At 67.2% G+C, this 23,825-nt stretch carries 32 protein-coding genes; 20 read left to right on the forward strand and 12 right to left on the reverse strand.

Annotation, left to right across the window (positions count from 1 at the left end):
* Window positions 1-280: 280 nt before the first annotated feature.
* Complete coding sequence (locus KBY93_RS13885) at window positions 281-490, reverse strand: hypothetical protein (protein WP_255095022.1); 210 nt, start codon at window positions 488-490, stop codon at window positions 281-283.
* 116 nt (window positions 491-606) lie between these two features.
* On the opposite strand from KBY93_RS13885, the gene KBY93_RS13890 reads away from it, so the two are divergent.
* Both KBY93_RS13890 and KBY93_RS13895 read left to right on the forward strand, forming a co-directional pair.
* Window positions 607-807, forward strand: coding sequence for a nitroreductase family protein (locus KBY93_RS13890; RefSeq protein WP_255095023.1), 201 nt, complete (start codon window positions 607-609; stop codon window positions 805-807).
* The gene (locus KBY93_RS13895) at window positions 773-1,039 is read left to right on the forward strand and encodes a hypothetical protein (RefSeq protein ID WP_255095024.1); all 267 of its coding nucleotides are present in this window, start codon (window positions 773-775) and stop codon (window positions 1,037-1,039) included. Before KBY93_RS13890 ends, KBY93_RS13895 begins: the two co-directional genes overlap by 35 nt.
* A gap of 29 nt (window positions 1,040-1,068) precedes the next feature.
* On the opposite strand, the gene KBY93_RS13900 is transcribed toward KBY93_RS13895, so the two are convergent.
* Entirely contained in the window at window positions 1,069-3,990 is a 2,922-nt protein-coding gene (locus tag KBY93_RS13900; RefSeq protein WP_255095025.1) for a hypothetical protein, read from the reverse strand.
* 124 nt (window positions 3,991-4,114) lie between these two features.
* On the opposite strand from KBY93_RS13900, the gene KBY93_RS13905 reads away from it, so the two are divergent.
* The 4 genes from KBY93_RS13905 (at window position 4,115) to rdgB (ending at window position 7,099) form a co-directional block, all read left to right on the forward strand.
* Entirely contained in the window at window positions 4,115-5,734 is a 1,620-nt protein-coding gene (locus tag KBY93_RS13905; protein WP_255095026.1) for an NCS2 family permease, read from the forward strand.
* Window positions 5,735-5,788: 54 nt separating this feature from the next.
* On the forward strand, window positions 5,789-5,998 hold the full coding sequence (locus KBY93_RS13910) for an acetyltransferase (protein ID WP_255095027.1): 210 nt from the start codon (window positions 5,789-5,791) through the stop codon (window positions 5,996-5,998).
* A gap of 111 nt (window positions 5,999-6,109) precedes the next feature.
* Window positions 6,110-6,499, forward strand: coding sequence for a hypothetical protein (locus KBY93_RS13915; RefSeq protein WP_255095028.1), 390 nt, complete (start codon window positions 6,110-6,112; stop codon window positions 6,497-6,499).
* A gap of 18 nt (window positions 6,500-6,517) precedes the next feature.
* The gene (gene rdgB, locus KBY93_RS13920) at window positions 6,518-7,099 is read left to right on the forward strand and encodes an RdgB/HAM1 family non-canonical purine NTP pyrophosphatase (protein WP_255095029.1); all 582 of its coding nucleotides are present in this window, start codon (window positions 6,518-6,520) and stop codon (window positions 7,097-7,099) included.
* Between the two features lie 18 nt (window positions 7,100-7,117).
* Here the strand turns inward: rdgB and KBY93_RS13925 are convergent, their stop codons facing one another.
* Entirely contained in the window at window positions 7,118-7,816 is a 699-nt protein-coding gene (locus KBY93_RS13925; RefSeq protein ID WP_255095030.1) for a BMC domain-containing protein, read from the reverse strand.
* A gap of 211 nt (window positions 7,817-8,027) precedes the next feature.
* Here KBY93_RS13925 and KBY93_RS13930 point away from each other — a divergent pair, with 211 nt between their 5' ends.
* A complete protein-coding gene (locus KBY93_RS13930; protein WP_255095031.1) occupies window positions 8,028-8,501 on the forward strand; it encodes a hypothetical protein in 474 nt (157 codons plus the stop codon).
* A 39-nt stretch (window positions 8,502-8,540) separates the two neighbouring features.
* Window positions 8,541-9,020 carry a VOC family protein gene (locus tag KBY93_RS13935; protein ID WP_255095032.1) on the forward strand — a complete coding sequence of 160 codons (480 nt, stop codon included), beginning with the start codon at window positions 8,541-8,543 and terminating at the stop codon, window positions 9,018-9,020.
* Here the strand turns inward: KBY93_RS13935 and KBY93_RS13940 are convergent.
* Both KBY93_RS13940 and KBY93_RS13945 read right to left on the reverse strand, forming a co-directional pair.
* The gene (locus KBY93_RS13940) at window positions 8,999-9,568 is read right to left on the reverse strand and encodes a DUF2808 domain-containing protein (RefSeq protein ID WP_255095033.1); all 570 of its coding nucleotides are present in this window, start codon (window positions 9,566-9,568) and stop codon (window positions 8,999-9,001) included. The two genes, KBY93_RS13935 and KBY93_RS13940, sit on opposite strands and share 22 nt — an antisense overlap.
* A complete protein-coding gene (locus tag KBY93_RS13945; RefSeq protein WP_255095034.1) occupies window positions 9,565-10,827 on the reverse strand; it encodes a glutathione S-transferase family protein in 1,263 nt (420 codons plus the stop codon). The genes KBY93_RS13940 and KBY93_RS13945 overlap by 4 nt, the downstream gene beginning before the upstream one ends.
* Before the next feature lie 131 nt (window positions 10,828-10,958).
* Between KBY93_RS13945 and KBY93_RS13950 the strand changes: the two genes are divergently transcribed.
* The 5 genes from KBY93_RS13950 to KBY93_RS13970 all read left to right on the forward strand — a co-directional run bounded on the left by KBY93_RS13950 (window position 10,959) and on the right by KBY93_RS13970 (window position 14,616).
* Window positions 10,959-11,477 carry a phycocyanin subunit beta gene (locus tag KBY93_RS13950; protein ID WP_255095035.1) on the forward strand — a complete coding sequence of 173 codons (519 nt, stop codon included), beginning with the start codon at window positions 10,959-10,961 and terminating at the stop codon, window positions 11,475-11,477.
* A 290-nt stretch (window positions 11,478-11,767) separates the two neighbouring features.
* A complete protein-coding gene (locus KBY93_RS13955; RefSeq protein WP_255095036.1) occupies window positions 11,768-11,950 on the forward strand; it encodes a hypothetical protein in 183 nt (60 codons plus the stop codon).
* Between the two features lie 20 nt (window positions 11,951-11,970).
* Window positions 11,971-12,384: a hypothetical protein gene (locus KBY93_RS13960; protein WP_255095037.1), complete on the forward strand. Its 414-nt coding sequence runs from the start codon at window positions 11,971-11,973 to the stop codon at window positions 12,382-12,384.
* 58 nt (window positions 12,385-12,442) lie between these two features.
* Complete coding sequence (locus tag KBY93_RS13965; protein ID WP_255095038.1) at window positions 12,443-13,177, forward strand: putative 2OG-Fe(II) oxygenase; 735 nt, start codon at window positions 12,443-12,445, stop codon at window positions 13,175-13,177.
* 62 nt (window positions 13,178-13,239) lie between these two features.
* Complete coding sequence (locus KBY93_RS13970; RefSeq protein WP_399223243.1) at window positions 13,240-14,616, forward strand: Rieske 2Fe-2S domain-containing protein; 1,377 nt, start codon at window positions 13,240-13,242, stop codon at window positions 14,614-14,616.
* Window positions 14,617-14,624: 8 nt separating this feature from the next.
* On the opposite strand, the gene KBY93_RS13975 is transcribed toward KBY93_RS13970, so the two are convergent.
* Together KBY93_RS13975 and KBY93_RS13980 are read right to left on the reverse strand one after the other, a co-directional pair.
* Window positions 14,625-15,929: a Y-family DNA polymerase gene (locus KBY93_RS13975; RefSeq protein WP_255095039.1), complete on the reverse strand. Its 1,305-nt coding sequence runs from the start codon at window positions 15,927-15,929 to the stop codon at window positions 14,625-14,627.
* A gap of 8 nt (window positions 15,930-15,937) precedes the next feature.
* The gene (locus KBY93_RS13980) at window positions 15,938-16,381 is read right to left on the reverse strand and encodes a LexA family protein (RefSeq protein WP_399223249.1); all 444 of its coding nucleotides are present in this window, start codon (window positions 16,379-16,381) and stop codon (window positions 15,938-15,940) included.
* A 628-nt stretch (window positions 16,382-17,009) separates the two neighbouring features.
* Between KBY93_RS13980 and KBY93_RS13985 the strand changes: the two genes are divergently transcribed.
* Genes KBY93_RS13985 through KBY93_RS13995 form a run of 3 tightly spaced genes read left to right on the forward strand, consistent with a single transcriptional unit; the run spans window position 17,010 to window position 19,274 of the window.
* On the forward strand, window positions 17,010-17,705 hold the full coding sequence (locus KBY93_RS13985) for a methyltransferase domain-containing protein (protein WP_255095040.1): 696 nt from the start codon (window positions 17,010-17,012) through the stop codon (window positions 17,703-17,705).
* Window positions 17,706-17,728: 23 nt separating this feature from the next.
* Window positions 17,729-17,968 carry a hypothetical protein gene (locus tag KBY93_RS13990; RefSeq protein ID WP_094556792.1) on the forward strand — a complete coding sequence of 80 codons (240 nt, stop codon included), beginning with the start codon at window positions 17,729-17,731 and terminating at the stop codon, window positions 17,966-17,968.
* Between the two features lie 55 nt (window positions 17,969-18,023).
* On the forward strand, window positions 18,024-19,274 hold the full coding sequence (locus KBY93_RS13995; protein WP_255095041.1) for an NAD(P)-binding protein: 1,251 nt from the start codon (window positions 18,024-18,026) through the stop codon (window positions 19,272-19,274).
* On the opposite strand, the gene KBY93_RS14000 is transcribed toward KBY93_RS13995, so the two are convergent.
* The gene (locus KBY93_RS14000; protein ID WP_255095042.1) at window positions 19,256-19,636 is read right to left on the reverse strand and encodes a hypothetical protein; all 381 of its coding nucleotides are present in this window, start codon (window positions 19,634-19,636) and stop codon (window positions 19,256-19,258) included. The genes KBY93_RS13995 and KBY93_RS14000 overlap by 19 nt on opposite strands.
* A 71-nt stretch (window positions 19,637-19,707) precedes the next feature.
* Window positions 19,708-20,283 (reverse strand): pyridoxamine 5'-phosphate oxidase family protein, encoded by a 576-nt coding sequence (locus tag KBY93_RS14005; RefSeq protein ID WP_255095043.1) that lies wholly within the window; start codon window positions 20,281-20,283, stop codon window positions 19,708-19,710.
* A 59-nt stretch (window positions 20,284-20,342) separates the two neighbouring features.
* On the opposite strand from KBY93_RS14005, the gene KBY93_RS14010 reads away from it, so the two are divergent.
* Window positions 20,343-20,963, forward strand: a complete 621-nt coding sequence (locus KBY93_RS14010; RefSeq protein WP_255095044.1) for a hypothetical protein — start codon at window positions 20,343-20,345, stop codon at window positions 20,961-20,963.
* Between the two features lie 116 nt (window positions 20,964-21,079).
* Window positions 21,080-21,799: a DUF305 domain-containing protein gene (locus KBY93_RS14015; protein ID WP_255095045.1), complete on the forward strand. Its 720-nt coding sequence runs from the start codon at window positions 21,080-21,082 to the stop codon at window positions 21,797-21,799.
* On the opposite strand, the gene KBY93_RS14020 is transcribed toward KBY93_RS14015, so the two are convergent.
* Genes KBY93_RS14020 through KBY93_RS14030 form a run of 3 tightly spaced genes read right to left on the reverse strand, consistent with a single transcriptional unit; the run spans window position 21,769 to window position 22,551 of the window.
* Window positions 21,769-22,053, reverse strand: a complete 285-nt coding sequence (locus tag KBY93_RS14020) for a hypothetical protein (protein WP_255095046.1) — start codon at window positions 22,051-22,053, stop codon at window positions 21,769-21,771. The genes KBY93_RS14015 and KBY93_RS14020 overlap by 31 nt on opposite strands.
* Complete coding sequence (locus KBY93_RS14025) at window positions 22,050-22,319, reverse strand: DUF3721 domain-containing protein (RefSeq protein ID WP_255095047.1); 270 nt, start codon at window positions 22,317-22,319, stop codon at window positions 22,050-22,052. Before KBY93_RS14025 ends, KBY93_RS14020 begins: the two co-directional genes overlap by 4 nt.
* 1 nt (window position 22,320) lies before the next feature.
* On the reverse strand, window positions 22,321-22,551 hold the full coding sequence (locus KBY93_RS14030) for a DUF3721 domain-containing protein (protein ID WP_255095048.1): 231 nt from the start codon (window positions 22,549-22,551) through the stop codon (window positions 22,321-22,323).
* Between the two features lie 98 nt (window positions 22,552-22,649).
* On the opposite strand from KBY93_RS14030, the gene KBY93_RS14035 reads away from it, so the two are divergent.
* Together KBY93_RS14035 and KBY93_RS14040 are read left to right on the forward strand one after the other, a co-directional pair.
* Window positions 22,650-23,039 (forward strand): heavy metal-responsive transcriptional regulator, encoded by a 390-nt coding sequence (locus KBY93_RS14035; protein WP_255095049.1) that lies wholly within the window; start codon window positions 22,650-22,652, stop codon window positions 23,037-23,039.
* A 30-nt stretch (window positions 23,040-23,069) separates the two neighbouring features.
* Window positions 23,070-23,570, forward strand: coding sequence for a thermonuclease family protein (locus tag KBY93_RS14040; protein ID WP_255095050.1), 501 nt, complete (start codon window positions 23,070-23,072; stop codon window positions 23,568-23,570).
* The last annotated feature ends 255 nt before the right edge of the window (window positions 23,571-23,825 follow it).

Here is a 23,825-nt window from a genome sequence, read left to right on the forward strand (position 1 = left end):
CGTCGCGTCCTCTTTTTGGCGCAGATCTGCTCGTAGTCCGTAAAGCCCAGCTGGAGGGGGGCGGCCATCCGTTCCAGTCTCAGTCTTGGATCTGGATTGATTTTAGCCGGTTTTTCAGATGTTCCCTGAGCCTGCAGCTGCCCCGCAGCAACTCCAGTGGCACTCCCAGCTATTCCGATGGCAAGTGGTTCTGGTCTGCCGTTGACCCTGATCACCCCAGTTTCAACCTGCTGGTGGGCTCCCGTGAGGAGTTTCCCTGCAGGCGCTGAACTGGGTGGATTCAGCCCAGCCGCCAGTCCCCCAGCTCGGACATGGCTGCTTCAGCAGCGTTCAGTTCCCGCTCGGTGTTGAGCCAACCCTCGTTGCCCAGTGGCAGGCTCTGAATCTGGTTTTGAAGCCGTTCGCGGAGATGTTGCAGACGACTGCGCAACGCTTCGACCCTGGAAATTTTCAGCCAGGTCGTTTGGTCAGTGAAGGAACCGTGCTCCATCGGTGCTGACAGGCGGTTGAGTGGAGGCCCCAGGAGGCCTTGTGCCGACATGAAGGTTGGCACAAGCTCCAGCGACTGATCTGACCTATTCAAGGTTTTCTTCATACGACAAACCCATGACCTTCGACAGCTCTGATCTGCTCCAGTCCTTGGCCTGGCGCTACGCCACCAAGCAGTTCGATGCCGAGCGCAGAATTCCGAGCGAAACCTGGGCTGCCCTTGATCAGGCAATGGTGCTCACCCCTTCGTCCTTTGGCCTGCAGCCCTGGACGTTCCTCGTCATTGACGACCCGGACCGACCCGTCCCTGCGCAGTGAACTGCGGCCATTCTCCTGGAATCAGGCTCAGGTCACCGAGGCCTCCCATCTGGTGGTTTTCCTGGTGCGTCGCCAGATCGAGGAGAGTGATCTCGACCGCCTGATCGCCGCCACAGCCGATCTCCGGGGGCAGACACCGGAGCAGTTGGCCGGCTATCGCAGCGCCGACGACAAGCACGCCAGCCTCGCGAAGGTGCGTTATCCACTGGCTGAGCTGATCAAACACCGCTGATTCCCCAGGCTCAGCCAGGCTGCGGTGGATCAACAAAAGCGGTCGCGGTAGCGGTTCACAAGGGCGTTCATCCCGATCAGCAGGACCCCCACCCCCACGAACACCACCCCCTTCAGGCCCAGGTCGGCCCGGGCCAGGTCGATCAGCAGCAGCCGCAGCAAGCAGAGCCCCAACCCCGCCAGAGCCAGATGGCGGAGAGGGTTGTTGCGCAACCAGGTCCCCAGGCAGAACACCAGGAAGGCCTGGGCCGACCAGAGCAACGTCAGCAGTCCGGCATCAAAGCGCCAGTAGATCGCCAGGGCGAGCCCCACCAGCATCGGCAGATCAATTGCCACGAGTCGCTGACTCTCCAGCCGCTGCAGCAGGCCCAAGGGACCAGCCAGAGCCAGAGCCTGTGCAGGTCCCTTGGCCTGCCTGGGAGCCTGCCGGTGCTGCAGCACCACGAAAGCGATCTGCAACAGCACAGCCAGCCCGATCAGCAGCTGATCGGGCGCGCCCCAGTCGCCGCCATCGAGGCGCAGGCGACGCAGGGCGAGCACCAGCTGCAGCAGGCCAAGCCAGCTGATCGGCGGGGCATAGAGCCCACCCCGTGACCCGAAGAAGCGTCTGCCATGACGACTGATCAACAGCAGAGCCAACCCGGCCCAGGCCAGGGTCCGCGCCGCAGGGGACAGCTCCCAGAGCACGATCAGGTTGAGATTCAGCAGCACCGCTTCCAACAGGCAGGAGCGCAGACGCCTCCAGCCCGGGTAGGTGCTCAAAGGTTGGTGCTGGCTGATTAGCCACCAGCGCAGCAGCACCCCCAGACCCAGCCCTTCCAGCGGCCATCTCCAGAGCATCACCCCGAGCTGTGCCGTTGAGGGCAGCACCCAGACAGGCCAGACCACCAGCACCATCAGCAGATACCCCGCACCAACCAGCAGCAGGGTTCGTGCCGTCCGCGCCGAGCTCCGGGCCGACAGATCCGCCAGGGGCAGCGCCAGCAGCAACCAAGCCGTGGCCGGCAACAGTGCTGAGAGCGGAGCGAGCAGCAGCTGAGCGGCCAGCCCAAGATCCACAGCCAGCAGCACGATGGCGGCCTGGCGAGCCCTCCCACTGGCACCGGCCCGCAGCAACAGCCCCGCCAGCAGCAGCAGGGGCAGCAGGCGCAGGCTCAATAGGGCGGGCAGCCAGGGAGCGCTCAGCAGCAGATTCAGCCAGGCCAGCCCATGCACCACCAGGCCGGCGGCCTGAGCTCCCGCCAACACCCCTGGCGCCTGCAGCCGCTTCGCCAGCACGACCATCGTGCCCAGCGCCACCAGCGCCAACCACTCCATCCAACCGCCGGCCAGGGCCTGCACCGCCGCACTGACCACCAGCCCAGCACTGAGCCAGCCCAGGCTCGGCCTGGGTCGAGCCTGGGGCCTGTCCGGAGTTGCCCTGGCCAGATCCACTGAGGCGGCCAGGGCTGCAGCTGCCCCCAGCAGCAGGGTGATGGCGTTCTGGCTGCTGCTCGGTCCGATCGACGGGATCAGGCCCACCAGCGCCAGCACCACTCCGAAGCCCAGGCTCAGACCCCAGCTGATCCGTGGCCACCAGCTATCACCACCGGCACCGGCAAGCCGCAGGAACACCAGGCAGGCCAGCAGCACGGCCAGAAGCAGCACGAGCCCGTTGGCCAGCAGCGGTCCGAGGCTGAACAGCGCGCTGATCACCAACGACTGGGCGATCAACTGCTCGCCCCGCTGCAACCAGACCTCGCCGGTGCGGCCGGCGCGGCGGGCGAGAGCCAGAGCCAGCAGTGCCGCCAGCCCGCAGCCGAAGGCACGGCCCCACGGGCTGGCCGGATAGGCAAGCAAGGCCAGCGCCAGGGCCAGCCAGTTGGTGAGCAAGGCCAGCAGGGGCAACAACTTGAAGGCGGCGGGCCTGGCCCGGTGTCCATGCACCACCAGCACGCCGGCACCGAACACCACCACGGCGGCGCTCAGCCCAAAGGGGCGCAGGCCTTCGTTGCGGAAGGGCAGATCGGTCTGGAGATACCAGAGCAAGTGGTGCAGCGCCGCGGCCCCACTCACGATCAGCAGCTCCCCATCCCAGCGGCGGCGCTGGGCCAGAGCGAGGCCAATCAGGACGATGGCGCTGGCTGTCGCCAATGCCATCGCCGAGGGGGGCACGATCGCCAGGGGCACCAGCGAGAACACCAGGTGGGCAGCGGCCAGGGCCTGACGCCGTGATCGCCAGGCCAGCAGCAGATTCAGGCCAATGCCCAGCAGCAGAATCGCCAGAGCGGGCAGAGGCTGGTCGATCCACTGCAGCCCCAGGCCTGGCAATCCCCCTGCCGCGGCGCAGGCCAGCAGGACAATGGCCCCGGCAGCACTGCGGATCCATTCGGAGAGCTCTCGCCAGCTGGGCCGGCGGGCCAGCCAGAGGGAGAGCCCAGCCAGGGCCGCCGCCGCCAGCAGGGTGAGCAGGAACCGCTGGGCCGGCTCCAGCCGGTAGGCGCTGTGCAGAAGCAGAAAGGTGACCCCGGCCACCACTGCCGCGGCCCCCAGTCGTCCGGTCCAGTTCTCGATGCCCCGCTCCAGCCGCTTGGCCAACGAGCGCCCCAGGACGGGAGGCTCGAGAGGCGGGGGCGGAACGGAGGGTTTTGGTAACTCCAGCGGCGGCAGCCTCGATGGCCTCACGCCGGCTGAGCCGACACCAGTCTCAGGTCTTTGCTGCGGCTCCAATCCCAGTAGCTGCAACCGCTCGGGCTGATCCAGCCGCTCCAACCGCTCGGTCTGCCCAAGACCCTCCAGCCTCTCCAGCCGTGCCTCGAGTCGCTCCAGCCGCTCCAGCAGCTCTGGCGCCATCACGCCTCCCGCACTCCCCCGCCGCCCCCTGTTCAGCAGCCAGCCCAGGCCCAGCACCGCCAGCACCAGCAGCAGGAAGGTGAACCAGATCAGGGCGAGCACCGCCAGCACAAACTCCATCACGGCCCTTCGGGCGGGATTCCAGCCCTGAACCTCAGGGATGAAAGGGGCGCGGGACCGCCAGGGTCACAAGGGTTCACAGCCCCCGGTTCCGTCTTCAGGATCATGGGGAGAGCAAGGGGCCATGGCCATGGACGAAAGGGGACCCCGCTGGCTGGTGCCCGGCGACTGGGACGGGCTGCTTGGACTCGGACTGGACAACCTGATCCAGATCCTGCTGATCCTCAGCCTCTGCCGGGGCGTGCTCGGGTATCCCGATGGCCTGATCTTCGGGGTGATCCTGCCCGCCACCGGCGTGAGCCTGGTGGCGGGCAATGCCGCCTATGCCTGGCAGGCCCATCGGCTCGGCCGGCTGGAGCGCCGCTCCGACCGCACCGCCCTGCCCTACGGCATCAATACGGTGAGCCTGTTCGCCTATGTGTTCCTGGTGATGTTGCCGGTGAAGCTCACGGCCCTCGGCCAGGGTCTGAGCGACGCCGAGGCCGTGCGGCTCTCGTGGCAGGCGGGACTGATGGCTTGCCTGGGCTCGGGAGTGATCGAAACAGCGGGGGCCTGGTGTGTGGGCGGACTGCGGCGCTGGCTGCCGAGAGCAGCCCTGCTCTCCACCCTGGCCGGCATCGCCCTGGGGTACATCGCCCTCGGCTTCCTGCTGCGCACCTATGCCCATCCCGTGGTGGGACTGGCGGTACTGGCGGTGATCCTGCTCACCTACTACGGCAACCTGCGCCTGCCCCTCCCCGGCGGCCTGCTGGCGGTGCTGCTCGGCATCGCCCTGGCGGCGGCCACCGGCCAGCTGCGCCTGGATCCCGTCAGCTGGCAGACCAATGCCGCCCAGGTCGGCTGGCACCTTCCCAGGTTTCAGCTGGGGGCGCTCTGGCAGGCCCGCGACCAGCTGCTGCCCTGGATCGGCGTGATCGTGCCGATGGGCCTGTTCAACATCCTCGGCTCGCTGCAGAACCTGGAGAGCGCCGAAGCCGCAGGCGACCGCTATCCCGTGAAGGGATCACTGCTGATCAACGGTGTCGGCACCATCGCGGCGGCGCTGCTGGGCTCCTGCTTCCCCACCACCATCTACATCGGCCATCCCGGCTGGAAAGGCATGGGTGCCCGGATCGGCTACTCCTGGCTGAACGGGCTGCTGATGGGCCTGGGCTGCCTGTTCGGCCTCTTTGGGCTCGTGGGGCAACTGCTGCCGATCGAGGCCGGCATGGCCATCGTGCTTTACATCGGCATCGTCATCGCCGCCCAGAGCTTCCAGGCCACACCCGCGGCCCATGCCCCGGCAGTGGTGCTGGGCCTGCTGCCCGGGCTGGCAGGCTGGGGTGCCCTGCTGCTCAAGGCCGGGCTGCGCGCCGGCGGAGCCGGCGGGCCAGGGCAACCCTTCGGACCTGCCCTGCTCCTACCGCTGCAGCAGGCCGATGTCTGGGCGGCAGGAGCCTTTGCCCTCGAGCAGGGCCAGATAGTGGCGGCCATGTTGCTCTCGGCCCTGCTGGTGTACGTGATCGAGCAGCGCTTCCTGGCGGCCTCCGCCTGCGCGGCTCTGGCGAGCGGCGGTTCCTGGTTCGGGCTGATCCATGCCTGGCGCTTCACGACCGCCGACACCGTCTTGAACCTTGGCTGGGGCACAGGGGCTGAGTGGGCCCTGGGCTATCTGGTGATGGCGGCGGTGTTCGCCGCCGCAGCATGGGGACAACGGCGCTCCCTGCGTGGCGCCCACTCAATCGGTGACGCTCCACCACGTTGACGCTCCAGATGGCCGGGGCGGATCTACAGCAGAGACAGATCCCATGGAGGGCCCATGTTTCTCAAGTTCCGTCCCGACTCCAGCCTGGTGGAAGTGCTCGACATCAAGCAATTGATGGACCCCTTCGCCAGCTCCGTGACCGGACGCTTCCATGCGGGCGAAGAAATCCAGGAGCCCCAGGCGTTCAGCAAAACAGAGCTGGTGTTCCCCTCGGATGAGGCGATGCCTCGCTGCTGGCTCAATCCAGCCTTCCACCAGGGCTGAATGCCCCGCACGCTCCTGATTTGAGCTGGCGATCAGCTGTCAGCGGGAACAGTGAGGGCAAGCGAGGGGCGGCGCTGCGCAAGGATGCGGGCCTCGAACGCAGCGGCGGAGATGGCTCGTCTGATCATCGTGCTCAAGCCCCGTGGGCCGGCGGCGGGCCATGAGCTGATCCCCAAGCTGATGCCCGCCCTGCGGCGCCTGAATCCCGAATTCGACCACCAGGGTCCGTCCCACCTCAGTGCCGTGATGAGAGTTCCTCCCCAGGGAATGGTGGTGCAGCTGTTCGCGGATGTGCAGCCCCAGGCCGATGGACCCGAGCTGGATGTGGTGTTGATGAGCTCCGAGACGATGATCAAAGGTGCGCCCCAGACCCTGCAGGCCTTCACAGAGCTGATATCCCTCCTTCCCGAACACGCCGGCGACCTGGAGCTGATTTTCCGCTCCGACCGCGACGGTCCCGTGCCCAGGCAGGGATCCCGTCCTCTGGCCACCCAGAGCTGAGCGGCTGTGCCAAGGCCTGTGCTGGTTATCGCCAGCGGCAACCGCCACAAGATCCGCGAGATGGAGGCCATGCTTGCCCCGCTTGAGCTGGATGTGGCCCCCCAGCCCGAGGGACTGGAGGTGGAGGAGACAGGCAGCACCTTCGCCGAAAACGCCAGGCTGAAGGCGGAAACCGTGGCCCGGCTAACCGGCCGCTGGGCCCTGGCCGACGACTCGGGCCTGGCGGTGGATGTCCTTGGGGGTGCCCCGGGGGTGTACTCGGCTCGCTACGCCCAGGGTGATGAGCAGCGCATGGCCCGCCTGCTGGGGGAGATGGGAGACACCCCATACCGCAGCGCTGCCCTGATCACCGCCCTGGCCGTGGCCGACCCCAGCGGCAGCACCATCCTCGAAGCCGAGGGGATCTGTCGGGGGGAGATCCTGCGCCAGCCTGTGGCCGCCGCCGGCTATGGCTACAACCGGCTGCTGCACGTGCGTGAAGCGGGCTGCACCCTCGCTGAGATGCCCCCCCATCAGCTGGAGAAGCTCGGCAGCCGTGCCAAGGCCCTGCACGCTCTAGCGGTTGATCTGCCCCGGGTGCTGGGCCTGAACGGTGCGTAGCTGGCGACCTGAATCAAGTCAGCGGTTGATGATCTCGATCGCCCTCAATGCGGCGGCAGCGGCCTCGTCGATATCCCCCTCGCGGCCCGCGAGGGTGAGCCGCCCGTAGGCGCCCACTGCCTTCACATCAACCACGGTGATGTTCGAAGACTTCTCGGCCTCATTGGCAGCGATCAGCACATAGCCGGCCGGTTCGGTCTCGAGGATGAACATGCTCATGCCTGCCTGGATCATCGAGCCGCGACGGTTCTGGCGGTTGATCAGCACCGCATGGTCGGGAGTGATCGCCCGGATGATCTCCTCCCAGGTGACCTCGCACTGGCCACGCTGCTCCACCGTGGTGCCCATCGCCTCCACCACTGCCTGGCCGGAGAGCAGCACGCTGCTCTGATCCCGGTGGTAGAGAGCCAGCGACCCGAAGGCGCGCTCCACCACCTTCTGGCCGAGGCGCACGGTGCTGGCCTTGAGGGCGATGTCAGTGAGGCGGTGCACGGCCATGCCGGGGGCCACCTCCAGCCAGAGGCAGGCATCGCCGGGAATGGGCAGGAAGCCCTGGGACACCGTTCCCATGTAGGCGGCCAGCTGGGGCTGCAGCGAGTCGAGAAAGACGTAGGCGCGCAGCTCAATCGCCTGGCGCGATTGCGCAACGGGGCTGTGGCTGCCGGTGAGACGGACCTGACGACCTCTACCTGAATCGTTCGGCGGGCGGGAATCCATCCGTGACGAACGGGGCATCAAGGCGACCTGTGGGATGGATGGCGCGACGACCTGCGCTGACAGGCCGAATCCCCAGGGGGACTGGGTTCTCGTGGAAGCAGATGGATCTTACCCTTCGGCCCCATCCGGTTTCTTGCTCCAAAGCCGCCGCCCCCTTGCGCGCCCTGGCTCAACCGATAACTTCGCCTCAAGACCCCTGAGAATCAGCGCCGTGGCTTCGAAATCAAGCAGCACGGTGAACACCGCCACCACAGTGAATCCCGCCGGCAGCGTCCGCAGCGAAACCCAGGCTTCCTTTTCCGAATGGATCAGTGGGGCGATCGAGCAGGGCGTCAAGCCCGAGCAGGCCCTTGCCGTGGTGGGGCTGGGTCTGATGCGCGGCATGGCCAGCACGGGCGCTGAGCTGCCCCTGCTCGATCTCGACGCCGAAGCCGAGGGATCTGCCACCGTTTCAACCTTGAAGGGCCGCCTCGAGGCGATTGCCCTGGCGCTCCAGACAGGAGCCCCCCTGACCACCCAGGAGGTGACCCTGCTGCTGGGGGCCCGGCCCGGCACCGCCGTGGTGCGCCGGGCCGGCATCACTGCCCAGCGCCTCAGCCGCAACGTCTGGCAGCTCAGCCGCGCCGGTGAGGAGCGCTCCTCCGCCTCGGTGGGCTTCAGCGATGGCTTCCGCCGTCGCCTCTGAAGAAGCCGCCTGTCCTCTGCGGTTCCCGCCCCCGCCGCGATGCCGGGCACGCCCCTGTTTCATCTGGCCTTTCCAGTCATCGACCTGGAGGCCACCGAGCGCTGGTACGTGCAGGGGCTGGGCTGCCGGCGCGGACGCCGCAGCGCCGAGGCCCTGGTGCTGGAGCTGGGCGGGCATCAGCTGGTGGCCCACCTGGAGCACGGGGCAATCCACAAGCAGACGGGCATCTACCCCCGCCACTTCGGTCTGGTGTTCGCCAGCGCCGAGGAACTAGATGCCCTCGAGCAGCGGGCCCGCGCCCAGGGCCTGCAGCTGGGGGGCGAGCCGCGCCTGCGTTTTGCCGGCACCCCCCTGGAGCACCGCAGTCTGTTTCTGATCGATCCCTCGGGCAACTGGCTGGAGTTCAAGCACTACAGCAACCCTGAGGCGATCACCGGCCTGGAGGATCACCCACTGGTGGGTGAGCGTCGTGGAGATCGCTGCTCAGCAGGCGGTGCTCAGAAATCCACCAGCTCGTAAATCGACATCCTGGCGATCCCCACCTGCTGGGCCACGGGATTCGGACCGGCCGGGAACGCCACCACAGCGAATTGATAGACATCGGCGCTGGCTGGGTTGCTCCAGGGCCGCAGCGCCACCGTCACGGTCTGCCCAGGAGCGGGCGGCGACGGGAAGGTGATACGAAACAAGCGGTTGGCGTCGTCGAAGCTGGCCTGGACCGGCAGCGGCGGACCTTCCCGCCTGGGCTGGCCCAGGAAGGCGCGTGTGCGGGAGTCGTCGAAGGAGAAGCGCCAGTCGGCTCCCGAGATCTGACGGATCTCCAGTGCCCCCAGCCCCGCTCCGGCCTCCTCGGGCATCTCGATCGTGACGTAATACTCACCGCCACGATCAAAGACCGTGGAGTTGTAGGTGCGCCAGCGCAATTTCCAGGGGGCACGCAGGAAGAACGTCTGCTCCCCCAGCTCGACGGCAGCTGCCGGTGCGGGCATGAGCGGGAACGGTGCCCAAAAGGCGAGGGCGGCGGCCGAGGCGGCCAGGACCCTGAAGCCGTGCTGCGGGCCCCTCATCGGCTGATCGGCTCCAGGCTTGGCTCCTGGCGCTGGAATGGCCTGGGGTCCTGGTCGCGGCGGTGCTGGCTCGGCAACGCCGACAACTGGTCCTTCGGGCCTTCTGCCGCAAGCATGGCGGCCCCGAGAGCCTGGCGCAGCCGCCGGGCAGCATGCAGGGGCATGTCGCGGGGCACGCTGATGCGATCGCGAAGGTAGCCAAGGCCCGCGGCGGACCCCGCCGGTGGCGTCGGCAGAGTCGATCCCACCAGCCCTGTGAGGGCACAGCGCAGGGCCAGATCGAAGCGCTCCGGTGCATCGGGGTTGACCGCTGCGATCGCCTGGCGATGCTTCAGCAACCGTGCCAGAGCAATCAGCGCCGAGTCCTCCGGCTCCGGCTGGGAGGTTTCCGGATCAGGGCTGGCCACGGGCCAGGGTCCTTCATCCACGCGCCGCTGGGCAGCCTGTTGCTCCGGGGTGGTCCAGGCGTGACAGCCGCCCATCTGGGGGGGGAGATCGTGGGCGTGGGTGTGGAAGTCGCTCTGGGTGCCCAGGTAGGTGGGACGGGTTTCCATCGCGGCGAACCAGGCCGCGATCGCCGGGTGGCGGGTGCGCAGGTTGTAGCCCTTGTAATAGAAGAGGCTGGCGCTCATGCGCTCGATGTAGGGGGTGATCACCACATCGGCGCTGCTGAACGTCTCCAGCAGGTAGGGGCCCGGGGTGGAGCGCAGGGCCTCATCCACTGACGCGGCCACCCGATCGAACTGGGCGGCGGCCCGCTCCTCCTGGGCCGGGCTCAACCCTGGGCTGCACAGCCACTGGCACCAGGCCCGGAACAGAACACGCTCGAGCTGGCGCAAGGGCAGCACCGCCGGATCCTTCATGCCCAGGGCCAGAGGGCCGAAGGCTTTCTCCAGGGCCAGCAGGATGTCGTCGCTCTCGGTGATTGTGCGGCCATCGAGCTGGAGGGCCGGCAGCATGCCTGAGGGCACCAACTGACGGAACCAGCGCTCCTTCTCGCCATAACAGAACATCGTGACCTTGCGGATCCGGTAGGGAATCCGCTTCTCCTCCAGCCACAGCCACACCTTCTGGCAGTAGGGGCACCAGGCGTGGTGGTCACGGAAGAGAGTGACCCTCACATCCGCTTCGCTGGCACCAAACAGGCGCAACAGGGCCTGGGCGTTGCAGGAGCCGTTGACCCGGTCGGGTTCGGCCGGTGCCAGCGCCCCCAGTTGCTCCCAGCTGAGGGGGCCTGAGGACTCAGGCGTCGGGGCCATCCACACCAGTTCAATCTCAGGATCTAGGTGTCTTCAGGCTAGAAGCCAAGTCTTCAGGCCTGGAGCCGACGACCGGCCTCTCGCGCTGCGGTGCCCTGATTCCTAGCGTCTGGCTTGGATGTTTCCCCTCCATGTTCGACGCTTTCACCAAGGTTGTGGCTCAAGCTGATGCCCGTGGCGAGTTTCTCAGCCCCGCCCAGCTCGATGCCCTCGGCGCCATCGTCTCCGGCAGCAACAAGCGGATGGATGCCGTCAATCGCATCACCTCCAACGCCTCCAAGATCGTCACCAACGCTGCCCGCGATCTGTTCGATCAGCAGCCGGCCCTGATCGCCCCCGGCGGCAACGCCTACACCCATCGCCGCATGGCTGCCTGCCTGCGCGACATGGAGATCATCCTCCGCTACGTCACCTACGCCGTCTTCACCGGCGATGCTTCCGTACTGGAAGATCGCTGCCTCAACGGCCTCCGCGAAACCTATCTCGCCCTCGGCGTCCCCGGCGCTTCCGTGGCTGAAGGGGTCCGCAAGATGAAGGATGCCGCCATGGCTCTCGTCAACGACCGCAACGGCATCACCCCCGGTGACTGCTCCGCCCTCGCCTCCGAGATCGGCACCTACTTCGATCGCGCTGCCGCTGCTGTCGGCTGAGGCCAGCCACCGGATCGGGTTGGCGTGGCCTGCCGCAGTCGAAGCAGGTGACGCTCCACACCCCAATCCGGGGCGAGAAGGGCGAGACTCAAATGGCACCGGCGAGCGACGGGCTGCTTCAGCGGTCCCAGCAGCACGGGAACGGTGCAGCAAAAAGCCCCGGACAACCGGGGCCTTTCTGTTGCAGAACTGCTGATCTCATAGGGCTTGAAGCGGCCTCGGTCACATCCGGCTACAGCTGTGGCCCCCAGGGACACACCACAGCCACAGGTCAGCGGCAACGTGGGCCCGTGCCTGATCACCAACGCCACCACCGACCGCCCCTGCCGCCCTGGTGGTTGATCGCCGGAGTGCTGATGACGCTCTGCCTGAGTGGATCTGGCTGGCTCAGCTGGCAGCATCCCCAGCGCCCATCACGCCAGGCTGCCCAGGGCAGCGGCGCAGAATTCCTCCATGCAATCCACGTAGGTTGATCGCTGACGCACCTCTCCGCTTGAGCTTTCTGCGCACGCTGCTCACGGCCACCGCGTCGGTGGTTCTCACCGCCACGGCTGCCTTCGCCGCCCCAGCCGCGTCCCTGCTGAAGGGACTGAAGCTGCCGGTCCCAAGCGGTCTGCCCAGCCTGTTCGCCGCCAATGCCGTGGGGCAGATCAGCCTCAACGGCCAGTTGGGCGGCACGCCCGAGGGCCTGCTTGCCAAGCTGCGCGCCTCTTTGAGCAGCCAGGGCTACCGGGAGCGCACGATCAACACCGTTTCGGGTCCGTGGGGCCTGAATCTGGTCTTCGATCCACCAGCTGGCACCAGCGTCGATGGCACCCCAGACGGCAAAACAGCCGTGCTGGTGCTCCAGGCCACGGCACTTGGTCCTGGGAAGCTCAACCTCAACGTGCGCTACGAGGGGCTCTAGGGGGGCTCCCTTAGGCTGAAAAGCCGCTGCTGGAAAGGGTTTGCAGGACGCCACCTCGATGGAGATGCTGACCCTGTTCCCCCGCTACGTGCTCAAGGGGCATCTGCCGGACGGTCTGCTCGCCGAGCTCATCACCCTGGCAGGCCAGGTGCTCGCCGATCCGGAGTCCTCTCCGGACGCTTCCGTGAAGCTGGCTGGTCAGCTGGATCAGCAGCGACAGCTGGCCCCCCAGCACCCGGCCGTGACCAGCCTGGCCAGCACGGTGATCCTGCCCGGGTGTGACCACTGGATCCGCCATGTGATGGAGCGGCAGCCCCCCCAGGGCCGTGGTCCCTGGATACCCGGGCGATACGGCCTGCAGCTGGTGGATGTCTGGCTCAATGCCCAGCGCGGCGGCGACTACAACCCGGTCCACACCCACGGCGGCAGCTTCTCCGGAGTGGTGTTCCTGAAGGTGCCCCCCCAGATCCGGCCCGACAGCTTCGACGGTCAGCTCTGCTTCCACGGACCGGAGGACTGGCACATCCAGAGCTTCCACACCGGCATGGTCCACTACGCCCACCCGGTACCGGGTGACTTCTACGTGTTTCCCGCCTGGCAGCCCCATTCGGTGCCGCCGTTCCGAGGGGAGGGAGTGCGCTGGTCACTGGCGTTCAACGTGATGGCCGTGCCGCAACCGGCCGGGCTGCGGCCTCCGGGCGCCCCGGCCAGCGGCACTCCCAGCGCCACTCCCAACGCCAATGTGAACCTCTCCCTCTCCAGCCGCCGCCCCAAGCCCGGGGGCTTTTCCTGAGGGCGATTGGCACGGTCGCCGGCCCGGGCCTGCCACGATTCAGCCTGCATGCATGTCTTGCTGTGAGCAGCGCCAGCGCCGAACTCCTCCCCACGGCTTCCGCCCAGCAGAGCCTGGCCTGGCGCAACGCCTGGTATCCGGTGGCCTTTTTGCGCGATCTGGATCCGGACAGGCCCACGGGGTTCACACTCCTTGGCGACGACCTGGTGCTCTGGTTCGACCGCAAAGGCACAGCCGGATCTGAAGCGGCTGGCGGCCAGTGGCGCGCCTTCGCTGATGTCTGCCCGCACCGCCTGGTGCCGCTCTCCGAGGGGCGACTGAATGCCGACGGTGAGCTGGAGTGCCCTTACCACGGCTGGAGCTTCGACGGCCAGGGCCGCTGCACCGCCATTCCCCAGGCCAGTGCCGGCAGCCAGCCCAGTGACCGGCGCAGCTCCTGCCGCGCCTACGCCACCGCCACCGGCCAGGACATGCTCTTCGTGTTTGCCGGCGCACCCGAGGCGGCCATCGCGGTGCCCCTGCCCCTTGTTCCCGTCCTGGAGGACACGCGGGCCGGCTGGCTGGTGCAGGACACCTTCCGCGACCTCCCCTACGACGCCCTCACCTTGCTGGAGAACGTGCTCGATGTGAGCCACGTGCCCTTCACCCATCACGCCACGGTGGGTCGCCGTGAGACGGCCGGCCCGGTGGACCTGCGGCTGGAGCATGCCGGCCCTGAGGGATTCAGCGGCGTCTGGGAGGAGGGCCCGCGCCGGGGCAAGCTCGGCAGCCAGTTCACCACCTTTCTGGCTCCAGGCCTGATGTGGCACGACCTCACGGCCCGTGGTTTCGCACGCATTCTCACCGTGGTGTACGCCACGCCGACCCGGCCGGGGGAGTGCCGGTTGTTTGCCCGCTTCCCGTTCCAGTTCGAGTCCCCCTGGCCTGGCCGGCTGCTGCGCCTGCGCCCCCAGTGGCTCCAGCACATCAGTAATCACACCGTGCTGGAAGACGATCAGATCTTCCTGCACTGGCAGGAGCGGGTGCTGGAGAACCGCGGCGGCAGTGCGGCCCTCAGCCGCGCCTGCCACCTGGCCACCGGCGCCGATACCTACGTCAAGGCTCTGCGCGACTGGGTGGTGAGTGGGGCGGGCGAGCCGTTCCCGGATCAGCCGCTGCCACCGCGCCTGGGTCGCAGCGCGCTGATGGAGCGCTACGAGAGCCACACCCGCCACTGCCGTAGCTGCTCCGGCGCCCTGCGCCAGATCCGCCGCTGGCGGCCGCTGCTGGCCCCCCTGGCCTGGCTGGCCCTGCTGGCGATCGCCTGGTTCCACACCCTGCCGGTGTTGATTCCCGCGGCCCTGGTGGCGGTGGCCGCGGGCGTCGCGGCCTGGAAGCTTGGGCAGTGGGAGCGCTTGCTGCTGATGGGCAGCGACCAGCCCCCCCGCAACCGGCGCTGAGCGGCGCCTCAGCCGCTGTGCACCACGGGAATGTCGCTCAGGCGGGTGGTGGCGGCCCGCGAGAGCCGTTCCCGCTTCATCGCCCAGGCCGGCTGGAGGCCGCAGGCGGCCCACTGCACCGTGCCGCGGCCGTAGCGGCGGTTGAGGCCGTCGATGGTGGCCATCAGTTCCTCCCGGCGCCGTTGCTGCTGCGGCGACAGCGGCACCAGCAGATGGTGCTGCAGCTGCTCCAGCGGCTGCAGATTCTGCAGCAGCACACCGGCTTTCTGCAGGGGCTTGTGGGGTCTGAACAGGCGTTCGGCCAGGGGCAGGGCGGCGGCCAGCAGCACGGCGGTGTCGTTGCTGGCCAGCGGCAGCGACACGGTGGCGGCATTGGCATAGAGGCGGGTGCCGTTGAAGGGACTGCTGCGCACGAACACGGTGATGGCACCGGCGCGCTGGTGCTGGCGACGCAGCTTCTCGGCGGCGCGGCTGAGATAGGTGGCGATCGCCTCGCGCAGCGGGCCCAGCTCGCGGATCGGTTCGCTGAAGCTGCGGCTCACGCAGGTTTCCTGCTTGGCGGGCGGGACCGCCACCAGGGGCAGGCAGCTGTGGCCCCGCAGCTCCTGCTGCAGGCGCAGCCCCACCACACCGGCTTTGCTGCGCAGCTCACCGCTGGCCAGCTCGCGCAGCTGGAGCGCGTTGGCCACGCCGCGCAGGCGGCACCAGCGCGCGAGCTTGCGGCCGATGCCCCAGACGTCCTCGATCGCCACGGCCTCCAGCCAGGGGTCGGGATCGGCCAGCGCCCCCAGATCGAAAACACCGCCGTGGGCCGGATCGGCCTTGGCCAGCTTGTTGGCCAGCTTGGCGAGCACCTTGGAGGGGGCGATTCCCACCGCCACCGGCAGCCCCAGGTGGCGCCGCACCTGCTGGCGCAGGGCGCGGCCCCAGGCGCTGAGATCAGCAGCGCCACCACCAGAGCCAGCCTGCGGCGACGGACGCTGCAGCCGGCCGAAGGCCTCATCGATCGAATAGATCTCCAGCTCCTCCACCCAGGGCTCAAGCGTGAGCATCAACCGCTGGCTCATGTCGGCATAGAGGGCGTAGTTGGAGCTGCGCACCACCACGCCGAGGCGCTCCAGCTCGCGCCGCACCTGGAAGTAGGGCTGGCCCATGGGGATGCCCAGGGCGCGGGCCTCGGCGCTGCGGGCCACGATGCAGCCGTCGTTGTTGGAGAGCACCACCAGCGGCCGGCCGATCAGGGAGGGATCGAGGGCCGCCTCGCAGGAGGCGTAGAAGTTGTTGCCGTCGATCAGCACGGTGGCCCAGGCCATCGGCGCCCTCAGAGCGGGTGGATCACGTGAATGGCCACCCCCCAGAGGCGGGTGTCTTCGGCATCGCTCAGCTCCAGGTGCGGATAGGCGGGATGGGCGGCCTCCAGCCGCAGCCGCCCCTGGTGCCGCACCAGGCGCTTGAGCGTGAAGGCCCCCTCAACCACCGCCACCACCACCCGGCCGTGGCGAGGCTCGACGCTGCGATCGACGATCAGCAGGTCGCCGTGGTGGATGCCGGCGCCGATCATGGAATCACCGCTGACGCGCAGGAAGAAGGTGCTGCTGGGGCGGGCGATCAGCTGCTCATTGAGGTCGATGCCGGTCTCGACGTAGTCGTCGGCGGGACTGGGGAAGCCGGCCGCCACGCTCTCGCCGGCCAGGGGCAGCAGCAGGGCCCGGCGGCGCTCGCGCAACGGCAGGGGCGTGAACGGTTCGCTGAAGCCACCGGTGATGACAGCCGACTGGGTGGCTGGGTGAGTGGCTGGATCGGTGGTCACGGGCAGCCTCTCAGGGATCGCCAGAGTAGTGCATCTGTACTAGTCACCGTTTCATGGCGACTGCTTCATGACGGCAGATGTCCCGACGTGACGAGCGGTGTCGTCTGGGGGGCTGTGCCTTGTGCCGGCCGGTCGGCGGGGGGAGAGTGACAGCAACGGGATTCGGAGGCTCCAAGCGATGGACGACACCCCCCCTGAGCAGCATCCAGGAGCTCGCTGACGATCCGGACCCTGCTCCAACACTCTCATCGGATCACTGGTTTCCCCGGCGGTTTCAGCCGCCTTGTCCTTGCGCCGTCTCAGGTGCCCCGGACTCTCTGGGAAGCCCCACTTGAACCCTGGCCCCAGGTGCCAGCGTCAGCGGCTCCGCCCTTGAGCAACCATCCAATCGATCCCAGTGCTGAACAACCGCATCACCGACGGACACACAACTGAAGACGCGCAACGGCATGGTCTCCATGCCCAACCGACGATCTGATCGATCGTGGAGCGGTTTCCGCTCCGCAGACAAGCGCCCGGTGGCCCCGCCACCGGGCTTTGTTGTGGCCAGCATGGGGCGATCGATGACGTTGGGGAGCGAGCCATGGTGGTGCAGGTGCTGAGCGAGGCGGAGCGCGTCAAGCTCGACCGCTCCGATGACGCCGCCTTCTACGCCGAGCCCCGCTTCGTGCAGCACCTCGACGGCGCTTTTCGCAACCGGCTGACGGCGCTCTACCGCGAGCGGATTCCACCCTGCGCGGTGGTGCTGGATCTGATGAGCAGCTGGGTCAGCCATCTCCCCGAGGAGGTCCGCTATGAGCGGGTGATCGGCCATGGCCTCAACGCCCGGGAGCTGGAGGCGAATCCACGCCTGGATCAGCACTGGTTGCAGAACCTGAACCGCGACCAGCGCCTGCCCCTGGAGGACAGCAGTGTGGATGCGGTACTGATCGTGGCGGGATGGCAGTACCTGCAGCAACCGGAAGCGATCGCGGCCGAGCTGCTGCGGATCCTGCGGCCCCAGGGGCAGCTGATCGTGGCCTTCTCCAACCGGATGTTCATGCAGAAAGCGCCCCAGATCTGGACCGACGGCGGCGACCGGGATCACCTGGAGTATGTGGTGCGGGTACTGGTAGCTCAGGGCTGGCCGATGCCGGAGCTGGTCGCCGAGTCGACCCGGGCAGAGGGGCCGCTGGGCTGGCTGGGGGGCCATGGAGATCCCTTCTTCGCGGTGATTGCCCAGAAGCCGGGGCCGGGCCACCGCACCGAACCAACCACGGTTAACAGTTCTTCACACTAGGCTGATTGGAAAGCCGGAACCCCATGACCACCTTTGTCAACGTGATCGGCCCACTGCTTTACATGGGCTGCTTCGCCGTGATCCTGGGTGGCGCCTTCGCGCTGATGACCCAGAACCTGCGCAGCAGCGAGCGAGTCGCCACGCCACGCCGCCGCCACCCCGAAGCTCCCAGTCCTGGTGAAGAGGTGATGGTGGTGGACCTCAGCCGTGAGCGGCTCGAACAGCTCTACCAGCAGGCATCCTCGGCCGGCCAGGGGGTCTGAGCCGGATCTGACCAGAACCCCGGATCTGACCAGAACGAACCATGGTCTGAGCCTGTTGGAGTGGAAGCGAGAAATCCAGATTGATCCAGCTGCCCAGTCCCTGGCGGTGATCGGTGCAGGAGTAGCAGGTTGCGCTATGGCGGCCCGGCTGCGGCGGCTGGGCTGGCGGGGTCCGATCAGCCTCTGGGAATCCGGCCGGGGGGCTGGGGGACGTGCCAGCACCCGCCGCTCACGCCATAACCATTTATTGCGTTTCGATCACGGAGCACCACTGCTCTCGATCAGCGCCGGTCCTGCCCCAACACTGTTAGCTCCGCTGCTTGAAGCTGGCTGGATCGAGCCTTGGCCTGGTGCATTGGCACAACTCGACGGAGAGGGTCAGCTCAGCGCCGGTACCACCGATCCGCTCACGCAGGGGGATCTGTACCGAGGCAGGGGCGGCATGGATCAACTCTGCCGGGGGTTGCTGGAGCTAGGGGGCGACGGCCTTGTTCTGAACAGCAGTCAGCTGGTGAGGCATCTGGCCCGAAGCAGGAGCGCTGGCTGGGATCTGCTCGATCAAGACCATCGCCGGCTGGGCGGCGCCGACTGGCTGGTGCTGAGCGGCACCCTGCTGGTGCATCCCCGCTGCCAGGAGCTGCTGGGCTGGCCTGAGCCCCCCCTGCAGCCGCTGGTCAGGACGCTGGGGGATCCACAGCTCGAGCGGGCCGCCGCCGCCATCGCCGCCATCGACACCAGTCCACGCTGCGCCCTGCTGCTCCTGATCCAACCTCCAGCGGCTGAGGCCTGGCGGCGGCTTCCCTTTCGCCTGCTGAGCTTCGATGATGCAGCCCAGAGGCGCTGGGGGCTCTCGCGACTCTCGATTCAGCCCCTGGAGGATGGATGCTGCGCAGTTGTGGCCCACTCCACAGCTGACGTCGCCACGCTTCACGCTGGCGTGATCGGATCGCGCTCATCGGTTGCCAGCCTGGCTGGGGTCACCCCATCGCCGCAGCGGGAGCAGGCACTGATAGACACCCTGGCATCAGCGCTCTCGGCAGTGGTCAAGCCCTGGATCACTCCATTGGAGCTGGCGGAGGCTGATCCTCAGTTGATGCGCTGGGGGGCGGCTTTTCCCCAGCCGCCGGGTCTGTCCAGAGAACTGATGCTCTGCCCACAGAGCCGGATCGGCTTCTGTGGTGATTTCACCAGCGGCCCTGGTTTCGGCCGGATCGAGGGTGCCCTGCGCAGCGGCGAACAGCTGGCGGAGCAATTGCTGGCGGCGATGGGGCCCAAGCCAGTGCCGGCTCAGGGACAGCCGGCCTGATCACTGCGCTCCAGCCAGCCGTCGGCCTGCTTGGCCAGGTCCGCACCAGCGGCGGTGTAAAAGGCCAGTTGCCGCCGATTGCGATACAGGGGCGCGCGTGTGGCCTGCAGTTCAGCTTCGGCGCGATGGCGGCAGCGGATCAGGGCATCGAAGTCGATCGCCTCCGCCGCTGACTGGTCAGGTTGGGCCTCGTCCGCCTGCAGGCTGAGGGTGGGGCAAAGCCGCTGGCGCACGGCTTTGAGCAGGCGAACTTCCTGCTGCAACGCCTGATCGGCAAGGACCCGGTAACGCTCCTGCAGACTCGTGCAGGTCAGGGACTGCTGGGCCATGGCCGCGGGACTCAGCAGCCAGCTGGCGGCCATCAGAGCAAGGAGTCTGCTCAGCACCGCATCAGCCTCAGGCCCTGCCTGTGAAGTGTATGGGGCCCGGGCGTTCAGGGATTCAGGGCTTCCTCCTGCCAGGCGGTCGCCAAACGCCAGCGGCGGCGGCGGTGGGGATGGCCGCCCAGTTCCAGCAGTTCCACCTGGTCGATGGCGAAGCGCAGCAGCAGGAAACTGTCCGGAATCGAGCTGCCGTCCGCCAGCTCCGTTGGAAAGGCTGCGCTCTGCTCCAGCGGTGCCCCAGGATCAGGCCAGCCCCACAGGGCCCGCGCGGCGGGGTTGAGGGACTGCCAATGCCGTTGACGTTCCCGCTCCTCCAGAGTCGAGGGAAGGCTAAGGAGCTGGCCGCGCAGACGGAACTGGGCGCGGGCCTTGCTGAGCAGCCAACAAATCTCCACAGCTGGTTGGCGGCTCAGTTCGTGGGCCTTGGCGCTGCGCCGATCGCTGAGCAGATCGAGCACTGCAGCATCGGCCCAGCCGCGGAACACCACGGTGCGCACCCGCGGGCTGCCATCGGCCGCCGTGGTGGCCAGCTGCAGCCAGCGGGACGTCGGGGATCTGCCTTCCCGCTCGCGGGCAGCACGCAGCAGCGGCCGCCAGGGCGGCAGGGCTATACCCATCGTGGTCATTCAAGGCTGCCATCCTGGCTATGAGAGGGCAATGGCGCGCTCTCTGAGAGGCTCCGCCCGTGAAACTGCTACGAACCACTCCTGACCTGGGGGCTCTGATGCTCGCGGCTGTCCTGGCCAGCGCGCTCGTGCAGGGCCTGCGGCCAGGTCCCGTCTGGAGTCAGGCCATCGAACCCCGTCCCGCCGCTGCCGCCTCCCGGGGGCTTTCCCTCAGTTTTGGAGGTCAGCGCTATTGGCACCGCTTCTCCGCCGCCGGGCAGCATGAATTCACCCCTGGGGAACAGAGCGACCTGACCACCTGGCGCGACATGGTGACCCTCAACGTGCACGAGAACGTGCGCAACGATGACCAGCTGGCGGGCCTGGCCAATGGGGTGCTCGCCAATTACCGCCGAGCAGGCAGGATCATCCGCACGGCTTCGCAGCCCAGAACGGCCGCCCGCCCGGCGGAGCACCTGATCGTGGCTCTGCTGGCGGCACCCGGCCTGGCGGAAGCGGCGGCAGCCGGGGTGCTGCTGGTGGATGGCGTGGGGGTCGTGGTGGTGCGCTCCCATCGCGCCTACGGAGCCCAGGCGGTCGTCTCCGTGGCCGATTGGCTCACCGCCAATGGCCCAGGACTTGAAACCAGCCTGATGACCTGGAGCGTGAAGCCCACCCCGGCCCAGCTGCGCCCCCTTTAAAAGAGAGTCCAGCCCCCCGATGTTCTGAGGCTGGCTGGATCGCGGGCAAAAGCAGCGAGGCCTTGACTCTCCAGTGGACAGGAGACCATACGGTTGGCCAGTTCCGCCTTGCAGCGATGCGCCACTCCTGGCTTCCCGCCCTCCTGATCAGCCTCGGCGCGCTGTCTCTGGCAGCTCCTGCTGCCCGGGCGCAGATGGATCCCGCCATGGATCACCAGCACCACAACCACTCGATGCCGACACCTGATCCCATGGCGGCACCCATGGACCATGGAGCCCATGCCCATGACGTGGGCTCCGCCGGCGCCACCTACGACCTGCGCTTCATCGACGGCATGGTGCAGCACCACACCGGGGCCTTGCGCATGAGCGAGTTCATCTTTGACATCGGAGAGCCCGGTGTGGGGTCGCTTGGCAAGTCGATCTGGCGCGATCAGGCCAATGAGATCCGGGCAATGGGCCTCTGGCGCAAGGCCTGGTACCCCGAGGCGCCGAACTTTCCGGTGGCAATGGCGCCCGGGGGTGATCCCAACAGTCTTTCGGGCCTCACTCGCATGAGCCAGACCCAGATCGAGGGGATGCGCATGATGGGCTCCGGGCCCACCAGGGAGAACCGGGTGGTGTGGTTTCTCGAGGGCATGCTCGAGCACCACGGCGGCGCGCTGATGATGGCCCACGACGCCTTGGCCAAGAGCACCAACACCACCATCAGGCGCTTCGCAAGGGACGTGATCCTGGCCCAGAGGGCCGAGATCATCGAGCTGCGCCGCATGCTGGCGGTGGAGGGATTACGAAAGCCTGAATATCACAAATTCGACGCTCTGTTCCGGCTCTGAACCTCACCGATCAGCAAGCCCAGGCCCGATCCAGCCACCACCAGCGTGAGCACCCCGAGGACGGCGGAGTAAAAAGGCTGGAGGTTGATCAGCCCGAAGTTGCCGATGTGCAACTTCATCAACCAGAAGGCCTCGATCCCCTGGGCCGAGAGCAGGCCGTAGAGAGAACCGGAGAGGGCGGTGGCGATGATCGGCAAGGCAGCCAGAGGCACGAGGGCGCGGTGCAGACGGCGCAGTTGATGGTGGCGTTTCATTCGTTCTGCAGGGCCTTGTGCAGCGCCTGCTCATTGGCGCAAGGCATCCAGGCCCCACCCATCGCAAACACCCCCTTGCACTTCAGTTGGACAGCGCGCCGCTCCGCCTCCTGGCGCGTCGCATACATCCCCTTGGAATGGGCAGCGGCGGGAGCCGGATTGATCCAGGGGTCAACTGCTGCGGCGGCGGCGACCACGAGGGTGAGCCATAGGAACTTCGTCAGGGCTGCAGACAGAGGCTGAACTGGGCTGGTGAGCTGGGTCATCTCATTTCGACTTCGAGATCGCCTTCTGATAGGCGGCGAAGGAGCTGCAGGGCATCCACTCTTTACCCATCACAAAGGAGCCGCTGCAGGCGAGTTGCTTAGCCCGTTGTTCAGCAGCCGCCTTGGTGGGGAACATGTCGTTTGCCTGGGCTCGGGAGGCCACCGGAGCCACGATCACCGGAGTAGCGACCAGGCCCGCCGTGAGCAGCGAGAGCAGACCGAATCGCGACATGGCAGGAGATTGATGGAACTGAAGGGAGTTTAGAGTCTCCTGATGAGTGGAGAGTCAAGTTGTTGGAGATTGGCCTCCGCCAGCAGCCATGCACCGGCATGAAGATCGGCGCCCTGGCCTCCCGCAGTGGTGTCCCGGTCAAGACCCTGAGGTACTACGAAGAACTGGGACTTCTGCCTGCGATTGGTCGCAGCGAGGGTGGTTACCGCCTGTTTGATGAGGACAGCCTTCCCAGGCTCGAGTTCATTCGCCGGCTCAAGGCTCTCGGGCTCTCACTGGAAGAGATCCAGAGCTGCCTGGCAGTTCATGATGCCGGTGAACTGCCCTGCCACGACATCCAGGTGATGCTCAACCACCAGATCGAGCGCATTGATGCCCGGATGAAGGAGCTGCATCAGTTACGAGGCGAGCTGCAGGGGTTACTCGCCGACTGGCAGAACGATCCCACCAAGCAGGGTGGGGTGATCTGCCCCAATCTCAAGGTCTGAGTCAACTCCAGCCCCAGACGTCTGAACTAGATGCTCCTGATCCCTGGCCTGCTGCTGGGCCTGCAGCTGCTGCTGGGGCTCGCTCCGTCGGCTCTGGCTGAACGCACAAGCCGTGCTGTGGTGCTCTCGATCGGCGATGGCGACACGATCCGTGTGCGGCAGGGCCCGCGCCTGATCACCGTGCGGCTGGCCTGCATCGATGCCCCTGAGCTGGATCAGGCCAGCGATGGAGCCAGGGCCCACCGTTATCTGAAAACGCGTCTGACGATCGGCTCCAGCGTGACCCTCAGGCCGCAGACCATGGATCGCTTCGGCCGAACCGTGGCGGAAGTGATTGGTGAAACCAACCTCGGCCTGGCGATGGTGGAAGACGGCGAAGCCTTCGTCTTCCGCCGCCACCTGGCCAGCTGCGACGCCAAGCAGTATCTCGACGCGGAAGCACGGGCGATGCGCAGCCGCCTCGGGGTCTGGGCAGTGCCCGGAGGCATCAGGCGGCCGTGGGACTTTCGACGGGGAAGGAGAGCCCGTTGACGGGCACAACGAAAAGGGCGGCGCCCCTCAGAACCAATGGCACCGTTACAAAACGCAAAAGCATGCTAAGTTTTGAAAGACAGACATCCGCTTCTGCGGTTTGCCGAACCTCTGGTTCGGTTTCTGTCCTACCTACCCGCTCCTTCCGGGGCACACACTCACGCTCTCATGACCACCACCCTTCAGCAGCGCCAAGGCGCGTCTGCCTGGAGCCAGTTCTGCGAGTGGGTCACCTCCACCAACAACCGCCTCTAC

Source organism: Synechococcus sp. J7-Johnson, from assembly GCF_024345795.1.
Classification (GTDB): domain Bacteria; phylum Cyanobacteriota; class Cyanobacteriia; order PCC-6307; family Cyanobiaceae; genus Regnicoccus_A.